A 14,199-nucleotide genomic window follows, 5' to 3' on the forward strand; every position below is an offset into this window, starting at 1 on the left:
GGTTAGAATGCCGGCCTGTCACGCCGGAGGTCGCGGGTTCGAGTCCCGTCCGGTCCGCCACGATGACTAGGCACGCTGTATCCAGGTAGAGAATCGATTTGCGGTATCCGTGGGTGATTAGCTCAGTTGGTTAGAGCACCAGCCTCACATGCTGGGGGTCACTGGTTCGAATCCGGTATCACCCACCACGCGGACCGGTAGTTCAGTTGGTTAGAATGCCGGCCTGTCACGCCGGAGGTCGCGGGTTCGAGTCCCGTCCGGTCCGCCAACACGATATTCCAGACCCCGAGCCGAATGGCTCGGGGTCTTTCGTATATGTACGGTTTTCCTTTCCTGTCTCCTCTTGCCCTCCTGCTGAGCTATGCTGCTTTTCGCCTCATTGCGCATCATTATCTTTGCGCATCTTTCCTGGCTATCATACAGTTGTTTGAAAATTACCGTGGCTTGACCAGCAGGAGGAGTTCGGCGTGCGCTACCCTCATCTCTTTCGTCCGCTCGACGTGGGCCATCTGACACTACCCAATCGGGTATTGATGGGCTCCATGCACACCAACCTCGAGGAGGCGCCCAACGGCTTTTCCCGGCTGGCGGCCTTCTATGCCGAGCGGGTCCGGGAGGGCGTCGGGCTGATCGTCACGGGCGGCATCGCCCCCAACGCCGAGGGCGCCGTCTTCCAGGGGGCGGCAACCCTGGCGCGGAGCGAGCAGGTGGCGAATCATCGCGGCGTGGTCGAGGCGGTTCATGCCGAAGGCGGTCATCTCTGCATGCAGATCCTGCACGCCGGGCGTTACGCCTACTCACCGGATCTGGTGGCGCCGTCTCCGATCCAGGCTCCGATCAATCCGTTCGCACCCCGGGAGCTGACCGGGGCGGAGGTCGAGGAACAGGTCGCCGACTACGTGCGCTGCGCCACCCTGGCCCGGGAAGCCGGTTACGACGGCGTCGAGGTGATGGGGTCCGAAGGCTACCTGATCAACCAGTTTCTGTGCCTGCGTACCAATCACCGCTCCGATGAATGGGGCGGGGTTTTCGAGAATCGCATGCGCTTTGCGGTCGAGATCGTCAAGGGAATCCGCGAGGCGACGGGTGATGAGTTCCTGGTCATTTTCCGCCTGTCGATGATCGACCTGGTGGAGGACGGCAGCACCTGGGAGGAGATCGTGACGCTGGGGCGTGCCGTCGAGGCGGCGGGCGCCAACTTGATCAATACCGGCATCGGCTGGCACGAGGCACGGGTGCCCACTATCGTGACCAGCGTGCCGCGGGGCGCTTTCACCGAAGTGACTCGCCGGATGAAGGCCGAGCTCAACGTTCCGCTGATCACCACCAACCGTATCAACATGCCCGACGTGGCGGAAAAGATACTGGCCGAGGGCCATGCCGATATGGTTTCCATGGCGCGTCCCTTTCTGGCCGATCCGGCTTGGGTGACCAAGGCAGCCGCGGGACGCGGTGAGGAAATCAATACCTGCATCGCCTGCAACCAGGCGTGTCTGGACCATACCTTCCAGGGCAAGCTGACGTCCTGCCTGGTCAACCCCCGGGCCTGCCATGAAACGGAGCTGATCATCTCCCCGGCCGAGGCGGCCCGTGACATCGCGGTGGTGGGCGGTGGTCCGGCCGGTCTGGCTGCTGCACTCACCGCCGCCAGGCGTGGTCACCGGGTCGTGCTGTTCGAGCGTACCGGAGAGCTGGGCGGCCAGTTCAATCTGGCCCGCAAGATCCCCGGCAAGGAAGAATTCGACGAGACCCTGCGCTACTTCAAGGTCATGCTGGACAAGCACGGTGTCTCGGTGCGTCTCAACGTCGAGGCGGACGTCCAGACGCTGAGGAGCTTCGATGAGGTCATCCTCTCCACCGGCGTGCGCCCTCGCCAGCTCACGTTGCCGGGCAGCGATCATCCCAAGGTACTCAGCTACCCCATGGCCATTCTGCATCCCGAGCGGGTGGGGCGCCGGGTGGCGATCATCGGAGCCGGAGGTATCGGTTTCGACGTGGCCGAGCTGTTGACCCATGTGGGACATCCCGCCCTGGATCGCGACGCCTGGTGTGCCGAGTGGGGAGTGGATCTCGAAGTCTCGAGGCGGGGGGGTATCGCGGCTCCACAACGACCCGCTTCGCCGCGTCAGGTCTTCCTGCTGCAGCGCAAGTCCTCCAAGCCGGGCAAGGGGCTCGGCAAGACCACCGGCTGGGTACACCGGGCCTCGTTGAAGCATCGCGGCGTCGAGATGTTGGCGGGCTGCGACTATGTCGGCATCGACGATGAGGGCTTGCATATCCGCGTGGATGGCGAGCCAAGGGCATTGGAGGTCGACACTATCGTGGTCTGCGCTGGCCAGGACCCGGTACGCGAGCTGCTCGAGCCGCTCAGGGAGGCCGGCGTCTCGGTACACCTGATCGGGGGCGCCGACGAGGCGGCCGAGCTGGATGCCAAGCGCGCCATCGATCAGGGCACGCGGGTGTCCGCCGGGCTTTGACAGGACCACTTGCCTGCGTCAGGCCAGGGGGAGGGTGCCGGGGTGATCAGGCCGGCCTTTCGTTGAATCGGTGAGCGATCTGGCCTTGGAATCGGGTACCGAGCCCCGTCCCTCATCGGCAAGTCATGAACACGACGAAGCCCCCGGTCTGCCCCGGGAAGCCGCCGGGCTTCATCCTGACAGCGTTTAATGGCGCGCACTTTCTCTCAACGAACCCTCTGCAATCCCTGCGTTCTCATGGGTAATTACCCAGTGCGTTGACAGTTTTACTGCCCGTATTGCCCGGAAGCTGTCTAGGCTGATGGGTAACCCATGTCGGTCATCAACGGGTCGGTGGTCGGCGGGGTGAGCAAACAGGAGGCTTCGATGAGCATCTTCGATCATGTGCAAAACCGCTTCTCTCGTGTCCAGCAGGAGGAAATGTCCCTGCAGGAATACTTGGAGCTGTGTCGCGAAGACCCCATGGCCTATGCCAGTGCTGCCGAGCGCATGCTGCAAGCCATTGGCGAACCGGAGGTAATCGACACTGCCAAGGATTCACGTCTCTCGAGGATATTCTCCAACAAGGTGATTCGCCGCTACCCCGCCTTCGCGGAATTCTATGGAATGGAGGAAGCGATCGAGCAGATCGTCGCTTACTTCCGGCATGCTGCCCAGGGGCTGGAAGAGCGGAAACAGATTCTCTATCTGCTTGGCCCGGTCGGCGGCGGCAAGTCATCACTGGCGGAACGTCTGAAATTGCTGATGGAAAGAATTCCCTTCTATGCCATCAAAGGCTCCCCGGTGTACGAATCACCGTTGGGACTGTTTTCTCCTGAAGAGGATGGGGAGCTGCTGGAGAAGGAGTACGGCATTCCGCGTCGTTACGTGAAAAGCGTCATGTCACCCTGGGCTTCCAAGCGTCTCAGGGAGTATGGCGGCGATATTTCCCAGTTCAAGGTGGTCAGGCTTTACCCATCGCGACTCAACCAGGTCGCTATTTCCAAGACCGAGCCCGGTGACGAGAACAATCAGGATATCTCCTCTCTGGTGGGCAAGGTGGACATTCGTCAACTGGAGCTCTATTCCCAGGATGATCCTGATGCCTATAGCTTCTCGGGCGGCCTGTGCAAGGCGAACCAGGGGTTGATGGAATTCATCGAGATGTTCAAGGCGCCGATCAAGGTGCTGCATCCGCTACTCACCGCAACCCAGGAAGGAAATTACAATCCCACCGAGGGCATGGGGGCGATTCCCTTTGAAGGCGTGGTGCTGGCCCACTCCAACGAGAGCGAGTGGCAGGCGTTCCGTAACAACCGCAACAACGAGGCCTTCCTCGATCGGGTCTATATCGTCAAGGTTCCCTACTGCCTGCGTGTCACCGAAGAGATCAACATCTACAAGAAACTGCTCGAGCATTCGTCCCTCGATCAGGCCCCCTGTGCACCGGATACCCTGCGCATGCTGGCGCAATTCTCGGTACTGTCGCGGCTCAAGGAGCCGGAAAACTCCAGTGTCTACTCCAAGATGCGGGTATACGATGGTGAAAACCTGAAGGATACCGATCCCAAGGCCAAGTCGATCCAGGAATATCGGGATGCGGCCGGGGTGGACGAGGGCATGGACGGGCTGTCCACGCGCTTCGCCTTCAAGATACTCTCCAAGGTGTTCAACTTCGACAATCACGAGATTGCCGCCAACCCGGTACACCTGTTGTATGTGCTCGAACAGCGCCTCGAGCAGGAACAACTGCCCAAGGAAACCTTCGAGCGCTACCTACGGTACATCAAGGAATTCCTGGCGCCACGCTATGTGGACTTCATCGGCAAGGAGATCCAGACCGCTTACCTGGAGTCCTACTCCGAGTATGGGCAGAACATCTTCGACCGCTACGTGACCTACGCCGACTTCTGGATCCAGGATCAGGAATACCGCGACCCCGAGACCGGTGAGCTGTTCAATCGACAGTCTCTCAACGAGGAGCTCGAGAAGATCGAGAAGCCGGCCGGTATCTCCAACCCCAAGGATTTCCGTCACGAAGTGGTCAACTTCGTGCTGCGGGCCCGTGCCCAGAACAATGGCATGAACCCGAGCTGGCAGTCCTACGAGAAGCTGCGGGGGGTGATCGAGCACAAGATGTTCGCCAACACCGAGGAATTGCTGCCGGTAATCTCGTTCAATGCCAAGGCCTCTACGGCAGACCAGAAGAAGCACGAGGATTTCGTGGCCCGCATGAAGGACCGTGGCTACACCGAGAAGCAGGTGCGACTGCTTTCCGAGTGGTACCTGCGGGTGCGCAAATCGCAGTAACGGGCGCAGGCCTGGGAGGGTCGCCATGACCTATTTCATCGATCGACGCGCCAATGCCAAGCATAAGAGCGCGGTCAATCGGCAGCGGTTTCTGGATCGCTATCGAACGCATATCAAGCGTTCGGTGGAAGAGGCGGTCAATCGCCGTTCGATTACCGACATGGAGCGAGGCGAGAAGGTATCGATTCCTGCTCGCGATATCTCCGAGCCGGTATTCCAACATGGCCCGGGAGGCAAGCGAACCATTGTCAGCCCCGGAAACAAGGAGTTTGTCGAAGGAGATCGTATCCGTCGTCCCGGTGGGGGCGACGGTGGAGGCGGTGCCGGCGAGGGAGGATCCTCCAACCAGGGTGAAGGCATGGACGAGTTTGCCTTCACCCTGAGCCGTGAGGAGTTCCTCGATTTCGTTTTCGATGGTCTGGAGCTGCCCCATCTGGAGCGCAAGGCATTGGTGGATCTCGATGAGGTTCGCCCGGTACGCGCCGGGGTCTCCCGAGACGGAGTGCCGGCACGTATCAATATCGTACGCTCCATGCGCGAGGCCTATGCGCGGCGCATTGCCATGCGCGCGCCCATACGCAGGGCGTTACGCGAGGCCCTGGAAGCGTTGGAAGAGGAAGAAAGCAAGGATCCGGTGCTGCGCAACCCGGCGCGTATCGCGGAGCTCCGGGCAGAGATCGAACGTCTGGAGAAGCGTCTGGAAGCGGTGCCCTACATCGATACTTACGACCTGCGCTATAACAACTTGATCAACCAGCCCCAGCCGTCGAGCAAGGCGGTGATGTTCTGCGTGATGGATGTCTCGGGGTCCATGACCCAAGCGCACAAGGACATCGCCAAGCGGTTTTTCCTGCTGCTCTACCTGTTTCTGGAGCGTAACTACGAAAAGGTAGAACTGGTTTTCGTTCGCCATCATACGGCAGCCAAGGAAGTCGACGAGGAGGAGTTCTTCTATTCCCGGGAAACTGGCGGAACCATCGTTTCCAGCGCCCTGACGCTGGTCGACGAGATCATTTCCAAGCGGTACCCGCCGGGACAGTGGAATCTCTATGTGGCACAGGCTTCCGATGGAGACAACTGGGACGATGACTCAGTCACCTGCCGCGAGCAACTGGTCAAGACCCTGATGCCGCGCTTGCAGTACTACACGTACGTGGAAATCACCCCCCATGCACACCAGGCGCTATGGGAGGAGTATGAGTCGGTTGCCGCCGAATACCCCGAGCGTTTTGCCATGCGACAGATCGTCGAAGCCGGCGATATCTACCCGGTCTTCCGCGAGCTGTTCAAACGCCGAGTCTCGCACTAGGTCTTGGTGCAGCGAGTTTGGATGGTTTCAGGCAAGGCTTCATGCGGATGAGGAGGCACCATGACCCGACGCAAACCCATCGCCACCGGTTCCGACTGGAACTTCGAGGTACTGGAAGCCTACGAGAGTGAGCTGGCTCGTCTGGCCGACGAGTATCGACTGGATATCTATCCCAACCAGATCGAGATCATCACCACCGAGCAGATGATGGATGCCTACGCCAGTGTCGGCATGCCGGTGGGCTATCACCATTGGTCGTTCGGCAAGCAATTCCTTGCGGTGGAGCAGGCATATCGCCGTGGTCAGATGGGGCTGGCCTATGAGCTGGTCATCAACTCCGATCCCTGCATCGCCTACCTGATGGAGGAGAATACGCTGATGATGCAGGTATTGGTGATGGCCCATGCCTGCTATGGACACAATTCCTTCTTCAAGGGCAACTATCTGTTCCGTACCTGGACCGACGCCAGCTCGATCGTCGACTATCTGGTGTTCGCGCGCAAATACGTCGCCGAGTGCGAGGAGCGCCATGGCGTCACGGCGGTGGAGCAGTTGCTGGATGCCTGCCATGCGTTGCAGAACTATGGGGTCGACCGATACAAGCGACCCTCACCCATTTCTGCCGAGGAGGAGATGCGACGGCAGAACGAACGGGCAGAATACCTTCAGGCGCAGGTCAACACCTTGTGGCGTACGATCCCTGACAGGAAGCCCGCCGATGCGCTCCCCGACGGGCTGGATACCGAAGAGGACCCCCTGGGTCTGCATGGCGGAGGGCGCTACCCGCCGGAACCGCAGGAAAACCTGCTGTACTTCATCGAGAAGAATGCCCCGCTGCTGGCCCCCTGGCAGCGTGAGATCGTGCGCATCGTGCGCAAGCTGGCCCAGTACTTCTATCCTCAGCGCCAGACCCAGGTCATGAACGAGGGGTGGGCGTCGTTCTGGCATTACACCCTGATGAACCGCCTCTACGACGAAGGCCTGGTCGATGAAGGCCTCATGCTGGAGTTCCTGCAGTCGCACACCGCGGTGGTCAATCAGCCGGGCTTCGACAGTCCGTACTACAGCGGCATCAATCCCTATGCGCTGGGCTTCGCCATGTTCAGTGACATCAAGCGCATGTGCCAGGACCCCACCGACGAGGATCGCGAGTGGTTTCCCGATACGGCAGGCAGTGACTGGCTCGACGTCGTGCACTTTGCCATGCGCAACTTCAAGGATGAGTCCTTCATCCAGCAGTTCCTGTCACCCAAGGTGATTCGTGACCTCAAGCTGTTCACGGTAGTGGACGACGACCAGGAAGACATGCTGGAAGTGGGGGCGATACATGACGAGCGAGGCTACCGTCGAATTCGGGACTCCCTGGCTACCCAGTACGCCCTTTCGGTGCGTGAGCCCAATATTCAGGTCTACGCGGCGAATATTCGCGGGGACCGCTCGCTCACGTTGCACCACGTCCAGGACAGCCGGCGCCCGTTGGCACGAAGTGTCTACCCCGTGATGCGCCACCTGCACCAGCTATGGGGATTCCCCGTACGAATGGAGTCGGTCCTGGAGGACGATGGCGTCGCCCGACGCTACCAATGGCCACTGCCCGACGAGGAAGCCAAGGGGCATTGATCCGGAGCGCGCGATGTGGCCGGGCCAGGACCCGGTCACATCGAGAGCCAGAGTATGACTGTGCCGCCGCGAGCGGAACTCGCGCACGGCCGGGTTTCAGTCCATGGGGGCCCAGGATTGGCACCACCCCCTGGGCTCGACGCTGTGTTGCGGGAACAGCTGGCAGCCCTCGGTATCAGGCTCGAAGAACATGCAGTTGTCGCAATACTCGCCTTCTTCGTAGGCGGGGTGATCGCTTGCCTCGTCGGCGACTTCGACATAGTTCAGGGCCTGTGCCTGCTCATCATTCGGATCCAGGCGCGGTAGTGTCTCGGCGAAGGCCTGTTTCGACAGGATGCCGGCACCCAGGGGCAGTGCAGCCACGCCCAGAAGGGAGTTGCGCATGAAGTCACGACGGCTCTGATTGGCCATGGGGTCTCCTTTCTCGTCACGGTCCTAGGAATCTTGTATGGCAATGCGGTTCGTTTTGCCTTGCATGCAGCCTGCTGGTAGTCGTCCACCAGGCTTCGACAGGACCATACCCGACGAGTTCGCTATGCTCTAGCAAGCAGAGGTGAAAGTTTGTATACCGATCAAGGAGGATGTCCATGTCGATCTTCACCCGATTCGACTCGCCACTGGGTGAGATACTGCTCATTGCCGATGGCGCCGGGGGCCTTCAGCGCCTGGCCCTGGATGCCAAGACAGAGCCGGATCCCGACCCAACCACGGCCCACCGGGACGACGAAGCGCTGCGCGACGCCAGTGGACAGGTTCAGGGCTACCTGGAGGGGCGGCGGCGCAGTTTCAGCCTGACACTGGCGCCCGGTGGTACGGAGCCCCAGCGTCAGGTCTGGTCGGCCCTGCTGCGCATCCCCTATGGTGAAACCCGTACCTACGGCGAGCTGGCTCAGCGTCAGGGGGGCGACCAGGCCCCCCGCTCCATCAGCGCCGCCAGCAACGCCAATCCCTTGCCAATCCTGATTCCCTGCCATCGCGTAGTGGCCACCGATGGCCCGGGAAGTTATCGCTGTGGCGTTGCGCTGAAGGAGCGTCTACTGACCATGGAGAGGGAAGCGGCTCTAGCACTCGCCCGGCACATTGGCTAGGGTGGAGTGATCACTGCAACTGCAAGGATGCTGTCATGCCGTGGATCAAGTTCCTGCATATTGCCACCCTGGTGTGCTGGTGTGGCGTATTGATCTACCTGCCGGCGTTGCTGCTGTCCAGCGCCCGAACGCGAGAGGTTTCGTCCTTCGATGTGCCAGCCTCTGACGTGCTTCGCTTTCTTTTCACTCACGTTGCCACCCCGTTTGCCCTGCTGGCGATCATGAGCGGCACCCTGCTGTTCATCGTTGCTCAACTGACAGGGGGCTGGCTGGTGCTCAAGCTGGTCGCGGTATCCGGAATGGTGGTCTGTCATGCGCTGTGCGGCTGGTTGATCGTGCGCCTGGAGCGGGGGAGGCGGCGTGGCCTCATGCCGGCGAGCGCAGGCATTGCCACGCTGGTTTCGCTGCTGATGCTGACAGTGGTCTTGTTGGTGCTGAGCAAGCCGTTCGATTGAGGTTGGACAAGGAGAGTCACGATGCGACATTGCGCCTGGTACGAGCGTCCCGACTCACTCGTCGAGCTCCACCCCCACCGCATGATCGTAGACCAGCATGCCACCGAGTATCCCCGCCAGGGCGATCAGACCCGCCGTCAGCAGCGACAGTGCAATGCCCCAGGGCAGCAGATCGACGGGGTCCTTGAAGCGCCACAGCCAGTTGAACGAGGCCACCGACAGCATCATGACCGCCAGGATGGCATGGCACCAGCCGGTGATCAGGTTGCGGATACGCGTCACCGTTATCAGATCGATGAGTCCGGCAATGCTGGCGACCCAACCGCCGAGCGCCCCGACGCCGGCCAGCCACAGGCTGGCGCGTGCCCAGAACCCGTCCTCGGTATAAAGAAAGCCAAGGTCGCTGGCGACCACGAGCATCAGACAGGCAATGGGGAAGTGAATCATCACCGGATGCAGGGGGTGTCCGGCGATGGCGGCGCGGCTCTTGATCGAGCGGGAGTGTCGGGTATCAGCCATGTTCGCGTCCTTTGCGATCGGGTGACGATATCATTGCACATTCAACGCCCCTGGCCTGGCTGGGTCAACCGACCGAGGCGGGTCGCCTGTTGGGCCCTGCTGCTGGTCCTGCTGGTCGGTTGCGGCGGCGAGATGTCGATCCTCGACCCCTCCGGCCCGGCGGCCCATGCCCAGTTCCGGGTGTGGTGGGCCATGCTTGCCGTCAGCGTAGCTGTCTCTCTCGTACTGTTCTCTCTCTGGTTGTATACCTTTCGGCGCAGGCCACAGCCACGGCGCACCGCGTGGCAGGAGCAGCGCATCATGCTGCGCTGGGTGCTGGGCGGCGGGGTGTTGCTGCCCGTGGTCAGCATCGTGGCCCTGCTGCTGCTCGGTGCGCCCACGGGCAGAGGCATGCTGCCGCTGCCCTTGCCGGGTGGGGAGGAGGTCGAGTTGATCGAGGTGGTCGGCCATCAATGGTGGTGGGAGGTCCGCTACCCCGGAGACGAGGATCAGAACGACGTGGTCACGGCAAACCACTTGGTGATGCCGGCCGGAGAACCCGTCGATTTCCGCTTGATCAGTGCAGACGTCATCCACGCCTTCTGGATTCCCCGGCTCGGCGGCAAGCGGGACATGGTGCCCGGCCGCCACAGCACGATTCGCCTCGAGGCCGACGCCCCGGGTGTGTTCGGCGCCCAGTGCGCCGAATTCTGTGGTGCCCAGCACACCAATATGTTGCTGCAGGTGGAAGCGGTAGAGCGTGACGAGTTCGACGCCTGGCTGGCCGAGCGTCGCACCCCGCCGGAACAGGTCGAGGACCATGACCAGGCGCGGGAGGCGTTCGGTGAGCATTGCGCCAGTTGTCACCGCGTTGAAGGCCTACCCGACGAGTTCGCTGTCGGCGGCCGGGAATACGACATGGAAGGCCCCGACCTCAGCGATATCGGCTCGCGCCCTACGCTGGGCGCCGGTGTGTTGCCCATGGAGGAGGGCGCCATCGCTTACTGGTTGCAGCACCACCAGACGCTCAAGCCCGGCAATCGCATGCCGCCCCATGACCACATCGATATCGAGACGCTGGAGAACATCGGCGCCTGGCTGGAGACATTGGAACCATGAGCGATACGGAAAACGCTTCGTTGTCCCCGGAAGCCAGAGAGCTCCATGATGGCCTGGACAGGGTCTGGGGCAATCCGCGCGGGCTCAGGGCCCTGACCGTCGTCAACCATACCACCGTCGGCCTTCGCTTCATCATCACCGGAGCGGTGTTCTTCCTGATCGGTGGGCTGCTGGCGATGCTGATCCGCACCCAGCTCGCTTTTCCCGACCAGGAATTCATGTCCCACGAGACCTACAACCAGGTCTTCACCATGCACGGCACGGTGATGATGTTCCTGTTCGCCATTCCCATCCTCGAGGGGCTGGCGATCTACATGATCCCGAAGATGATCGGGGCCCGCGACCTGGTCTGTCCCCGTCTGACCGCCTTCGGTTACTGGTGCTACCTGTTCGGTGGCATCATCCTGACCTCCAGCCTGCTGCTGGAGATGGCCCCGGCAAGCGGCTGGTTCATGTACACCCCACTGAGCAGCGGCGAATACTCGCCGGGGCGCGGATCGGACTTCTGGCTGCTCGGTATTACCTTTGTCGAGATATCGGCGCTGTCCGCCGGGGTGGAGCTGGTGGTGTCGATCCTGCGCACGCGTACCCAGGGCATGGCGCTGCACAAGATGCCCCTGTTCGCCTGGTATATCCTGGCCATGGCGCTGATGATCGTGGTCGGTTTTCCGCCGCTGATCCTGGGCAGCATCCTGCTCGAGCTGGAGCGTGCCACCGGCATGCCGTTCTTCGACGTGTCCGGTGGCGGCGATCCGGTGCTCTGGGCGCACCTGTTCTGGCTGTTCGGCCATCCCGAGGTCTACATCATCTTCCTGCCGGGGGCTGGCATCGTCTCGACGCTGATCCCCGTTTTCGCCGGTCGTCCCATCGTCGGCTATGGCTGGGTGGTGGCGGCGGTCATCATCATGGGCTTCGTCAGCTTCGGGCTCTGGGTACACCACATGTTCACCCTCGGTATTCCACAGTTGGCGCTGGCCTTTTTCTCCGCGGCGAGCATGCTGGTGGCGATTCCCACTGCGATCCAGATATTCGTCTGGCTCTCCACGCTATGGCTGGGGCGACCGGTGATGAAGTTGCCCATGTTGTGGATCGTGGGCTTCCTGGTGATCTTCGTCCTGGGTGGGCTGACCGGGGTCATGCTGGCCCTGGTGCCGTTCAACTGGCAGGTCCACGACACGCATTTCGTGGTTGCCCATATGCACTATGTGCTGGTCGGCGGCATGCTCTTTCCGCTGATGGCGGCGCTCTACTACTGGCTGCCGCAGGTGTCGGGTCGCATGCCTTCCGAACGCCTGGGGCGCTGGAGCTTCTGGCTTATCTTCCTTGGCTTCAACACCACCTTCCTGGTCATGCATTGGACGGGGCTGCTGGGCATGCGCCGTCGGGTCTTCACCTACGACGCCGATATGGGCTGGGGTCTCTACAACCTGATCTCGTCGGTCGGCGGCTTCATGATGGCAGCCGGGATCGCCCTGCTGCTTCTGGATATCGCGCTGCATTTTCGTTTCGGCAAGAAGGCTTCGCAGAATCCGTGGAACGCCGACGGACTGGAATGGGCCATGCCCAAGCCCCCCACGGCCTACAACTTCGTCAGCCTGCCGGCAATCGAGACACGCCATCCGCTGTGGGAGGACCCGGAGCTGCCGCGCACCATCGAGGAGGGGCGCCACGGCTTGGCGAATATCGACCATGGTCGGCGCGAGACCTGGGGCACCGACCCCTTGACCGGCAAGCTGCGCGAGACCATCCATCTATCCGGCAACTCCTGGCTGCCGCTGTTGGCGGCTCTGGCCCTGGCCGTCGTCTGCATCAGCCTGCTGGTGCGGATCTATCCGCTGGCGGCTGTGGCGACGGTCGTTTCCATCGTGATACTGCTGCATTGGTCGTGGGTGAATGGAGCCCATCCCAAGATGGCGCCGGATGCCACGGTAGCGCCCGGTGAGCCGCCGCTGCATTCGCGGACCATGAATGGGCCCGGGGTGTGGACCATGTCGGTCTCCCACCTGGCCAATGGTTCGCTGTTCCTCTCGCTGCTGTTCGGCTGGTTCTACCTGTGGACGGTGGCGCCCGAGTGGCAGATGCCGGCTACCTCGCCGCTTTCGATGCCGATGTTGGTGGCCGCGGGCGGTGCCCTGACGCTGGGTACCCTATGGCTGGTGAAACTGGTGCGCAGGCTGCGCCAGCACGACGATACCGGGCTGAGCGGTGGCCTCTATTTCGCAGCGGCACTCGGAGCGCTGCAATCGGTGCTGCTCGGGGTGGTCATCTGGCAGGCGGACCTGGCCCCCACCGAGACCGCGCACGACGCCACCCTGCTGGTCGCTCTGCTCTACGTGCTGATTCATGCCCTCCTCGGGGGGCTTCTTTGCCTGCTGCAGGGGCTGCGCGTGGGTTATGGCTATGTCAGCGCCGAGGTGCCCTACGAACCCGTGGTGGTGCTGCGTCTGTGGAACTACAACGTGGTGGTCTACTGGATCCTGTTCGTTGCCATCTGGGGCATACCGACGCTGCTGGGGGGGGGATGATGAAGCATCTGCTGAAACTGACGCACCCGATTCACCTGGTTGGTGGTGTGACCCTGTGGGGTATCTGGTTCGTGGCGATCTATGGTGGCCTCTCGGTGGCCTGCTCGGTGGCCCCGCCAGCCGCCGAACAGGATACCCTGACCGGCATCAACGTCGTTATCGGTATCTTGACCCTGGTGGTTGCCGGGCTGCTATTGTGGTTGGCTTGGGCCAGCGTGGGGGCAGCACGCAAGACGTCCCTTCGGCGCGAATGCTACTTCGCATTCACCTCGGCGGGGGTCTACCTGTTCTCGGCGATGGGAACCCTGTTCGTCGGCATCCCGGTGATCTTCCTGCCACCCTGCCTCTAAGGGGAGGTCCGCCAGAAGGGATAGGGCAAGCCGATTCTGCCCGCGCCGGCAGCCTGCTATACTCGCGCCATCGACGTATCGCCCTGTCGGGCCGGCCATCATCAAGGAGAAGAAATCATGCAGAATGCCGTGATCCTGATCAATACCGACAAGGGGCAGGTCAAGACGGTGGCCGAGCGTCTCGCCGATGTCGAGGGAATCAGTGAAGTCTACTCTACCTGTGGTCGCTATGACCTGGTGGCCATCGCCCGTACCCGTGACTTCGAGAGCCTGGCGGAACTGGTTACCGAGCGGCTCAACGCGGTCGAGGGGATCCGGGACACCGAGACCCTCAATGCCATGCAAGTGCACTCACGTCACGATCTCGAGACCATGTTTTCGCTGGGCTGGTAACCCGGCTTTTCTTTTCTTTCCACCTGTCCGCACAGCGCAGACCAGCGCCGGGCGACGGTGCCGTCACGGTTTCTCT

The 14,199-nt window shown here is 61.8% G+C and carries 12 protein-coding genes and 2 tRNA genes; 12 read left to right on the top strand and 2 right to left on the bottom strand.

What is annotated here, in order from left to right; all coding sequences use genetic code 11:
* The first annotated feature begins 111 nt into the window (after positions 1 to 111).
* From C1H69_RS06260 to C1H69_RS06285, 6 genes are all read left to right on the top strand, one after another.
* Positions 112 to 188 (top strand) — tRNA-Val (locus C1H69_RS06260).
* 3 nt (positions 189 to 191) lie between these two features.
* Positions 192 to 268, top strand: a tRNA-Asp gene (locus tag C1H69_RS06265).
* Between the two features lie 265 nt (positions 269 to 533).
* Positions 534 to 2,477, top strand: a complete 1,944-nt coding sequence (locus tag C1H69_RS06270) for an FAD-dependent oxidoreductase (RefSeq protein WP_479688537.1) — start codon at positions 534 to 536, stop codon at positions 2,475 to 2,477.
* A 366-nt stretch (positions 2,478 to 2,843) separates the two neighbouring features.
* Complete coding sequence (locus tag C1H69_RS06275; RefSeq protein ID WP_102652625.1) at positions 2,844 to 4,766, top strand: PrkA family serine protein kinase; 1,923 nt, start codon at positions 2,844 to 2,846, stop codon at positions 4,764 to 4,766.
* A 25-nt stretch (positions 4,767 to 4,791) separates the two neighbouring features.
* A complete protein-coding gene (locus tag C1H69_RS06280; protein WP_102652534.1) occupies positions 4,792 to 6,075 on the top strand; it encodes a YeaH/YhbH family protein in 1,284 nt (427 codons plus the stop codon).
* A gap of 60 nt (positions 6,076 to 6,135) precedes the next feature.
* The gene (locus C1H69_RS06285) at positions 6,136 to 7,695 is read left to right on the top strand and encodes a SpoVR family protein (RefSeq protein ID WP_102652535.1); all 1,560 of its coding nucleotides are present in this window, start codon (positions 6,136 to 6,138) and stop codon (positions 7,693 to 7,695) included.
* A 96-nt stretch (positions 7,696 to 7,791) separates the two neighbouring features.
* Here the strand turns inward: C1H69_RS06285 and C1H69_RS06290 are convergent, their stop codons facing one another.
* Positions 7,792 to 8,106, bottom strand: a complete 315-nt coding sequence (locus C1H69_RS06290) for a high-potential iron-sulfur protein (RefSeq protein WP_102652536.1) — start codon at positions 8,104 to 8,106, stop codon at positions 7,792 to 7,794.
* Positions 8,107 to 8,282: 176 nt separating this feature from the next.
* On the opposite strand from C1H69_RS06290, the gene C1H69_RS06295 reads away from it, so the two are divergent.
* Both C1H69_RS06295 and C1H69_RS06300 read left to right on the top strand, forming a co-directional pair.
* The gene (locus tag C1H69_RS06295; protein ID WP_165789430.1) at positions 8,283 to 8,783 is read left to right on the top strand and encodes a methylated-DNA--[protein]-cysteine S-methyltransferase; all 501 of its coding nucleotides are present in this window, start codon (positions 8,283 to 8,285) and stop codon (positions 8,781 to 8,783) included.
* Between the two features lie 35 nt (positions 8,784 to 8,818).
* On the top strand, positions 8,819 to 9,238 hold the full coding sequence (locus C1H69_RS06300; RefSeq protein ID WP_102652538.1) for a CopD family protein: 420 nt from the start codon (positions 8,819 to 8,821) through the stop codon (positions 9,236 to 9,238).
* A gap of 54 nt (positions 9,239 to 9,292) precedes the next feature.
* Here C1H69_RS06300 and C1H69_RS06305 read toward each other — a convergent pair whose 3' ends face one another.
* The gene (locus C1H69_RS06305) at positions 9,293 to 9,757 is read right to left on the bottom strand and encodes a DUF2231 domain-containing protein (RefSeq protein ID WP_102652539.1); all 465 of its coding nucleotides are present in this window, start codon (positions 9,755 to 9,757) and stop codon (positions 9,293 to 9,295) included.
* 33 nt (positions 9,758 to 9,790) lie between these two features.
* Here C1H69_RS06305 and coxB point away from each other — a divergent pair, with 33 nt between their 5' ends.
* From coxB to C1H69_RS06325, 4 genes are all read left to right on the top strand, one after another.
* On the top strand, positions 9,791 to 10,855 hold the full coding sequence (coxB, locus tag C1H69_RS06310; RefSeq protein ID WP_240609839.1) for a cytochrome c oxidase subunit II: 1,065 nt from the start codon (positions 9,791 to 9,793) through the stop codon (positions 10,853 to 10,855).
* Positions 10,852 to 13,380 (top strand): cytochrome c oxidase subunit I, encoded by a 2,529-nt coding sequence (gene ctaD, locus C1H69_RS06315; protein ID WP_102652540.1) that lies wholly within the window; start codon positions 10,852 to 10,854, stop codon positions 13,378 to 13,380. Before coxB ends, ctaD begins: the two co-directional genes overlap by 4 nt.
* Complete coding sequence (locus C1H69_RS06320; protein ID WP_240609841.1) at positions 13,377 to 13,730, top strand: hypothetical protein; 354 nt, start codon at positions 13,377 to 13,379, stop codon at positions 13,728 to 13,730. Before ctaD ends, C1H69_RS06320 begins: the two co-directional genes overlap by 4 nt.
* A 117-nt stretch (positions 13,731 to 13,847) precedes the next feature.
* Positions 13,848 to 14,123, top strand: coding sequence for an Lrp/AsnC family transcriptional regulator (locus C1H69_RS06325; protein WP_102652542.1), 276 nt, complete (start codon positions 13,848 to 13,850; stop codon positions 14,121 to 14,123).
* Positions 14,124 to 14,199: the final 76 nt, after the last annotated feature.

Origin of the sequence: Billgrantia endophytica, assembly GCF_002879615.1 — a bacterium.
Classification (GTDB): Bacteria; Pseudomonadota; Gammaproteobacteria; order Pseudomonadales; family Halomonadaceae; genus Halomonas; species Halomonas endophytica.

Excerpts from the sequence above, each read along its gene's own strand:
- C1H69_RS06270 (WP_479688537.1), top strand. The coding sequence starts at position 534 with ATGGGCTCCATGCACACCAACCTCGAGGAGGCGCCCAACGGCTTTTCC.
- C1H69_RS06275 (WP_102652625.1), top strand. The coding sequence starts at position 2,844 with ATGAGCATCTTCGATCATGTGCAAAACCGCTTCTCTCGTGTCCAGCAG.
- C1H69_RS06280 (WP_102652534.1), top strand. The coding sequence starts at position 4,792 with ATGACCTATTTCATCGATCGACGCGCCAATGCCAAGCATAAGAGCGCG.
- C1H69_RS06285 (WP_102652535.1), top strand. The coding sequence starts at position 6,136 with ATGACCCGACGCAAACCCATCGCCACCGGTTCCGACTGGAACTTCGAG.
- C1H69_RS06290 (WP_102652536.1), bottom strand. The coding sequence starts at position 8,106 with ATGGCCAATCAGAGCCGTCGTGACTTCATGCGCAACTCCCTTCTGGGC.
- C1H69_RS06295 (WP_165789430.1), top strand. The coding sequence starts at position 8,283 with ATGTCGATCTTCACCCGATTCGACTCGCCACTGGGTGAGATACTGCTC.
- C1H69_RS06300 (WP_102652538.1), top strand. The coding sequence starts at position 8,819 with ATGCCGTGGATCAAGTTCCTGCATATTGCCACCCTGGTGTGCTGGTGT.
- C1H69_RS06305 (WP_102652539.1), bottom strand. The coding sequence starts at position 9,757 with ATGGCTGATACCCGACACTCCCGCTCGATCAAGAGCCGCGCCGCCATC.
- ctaD (WP_102652540.1), top strand. The coding sequence starts at position 10,852 with ATGAGCGATACGGAAAACGCTTCGTTGTCCCCGGAAGCCAGAGAGCTC.
- C1H69_RS06320 (WP_240609841.1), top strand. The coding sequence starts at position 13,377 with ATGATGAAGCATCTGCTGAAACTGACGCACCCGATTCACCTGGTTGGT.
- C1H69_RS06325 (WP_102652542.1), top strand. The coding sequence starts at position 13,848 with ATGCAGAATGCCGTGATCCTGATCAATACCGACAAGGGGCAGGTCAAG.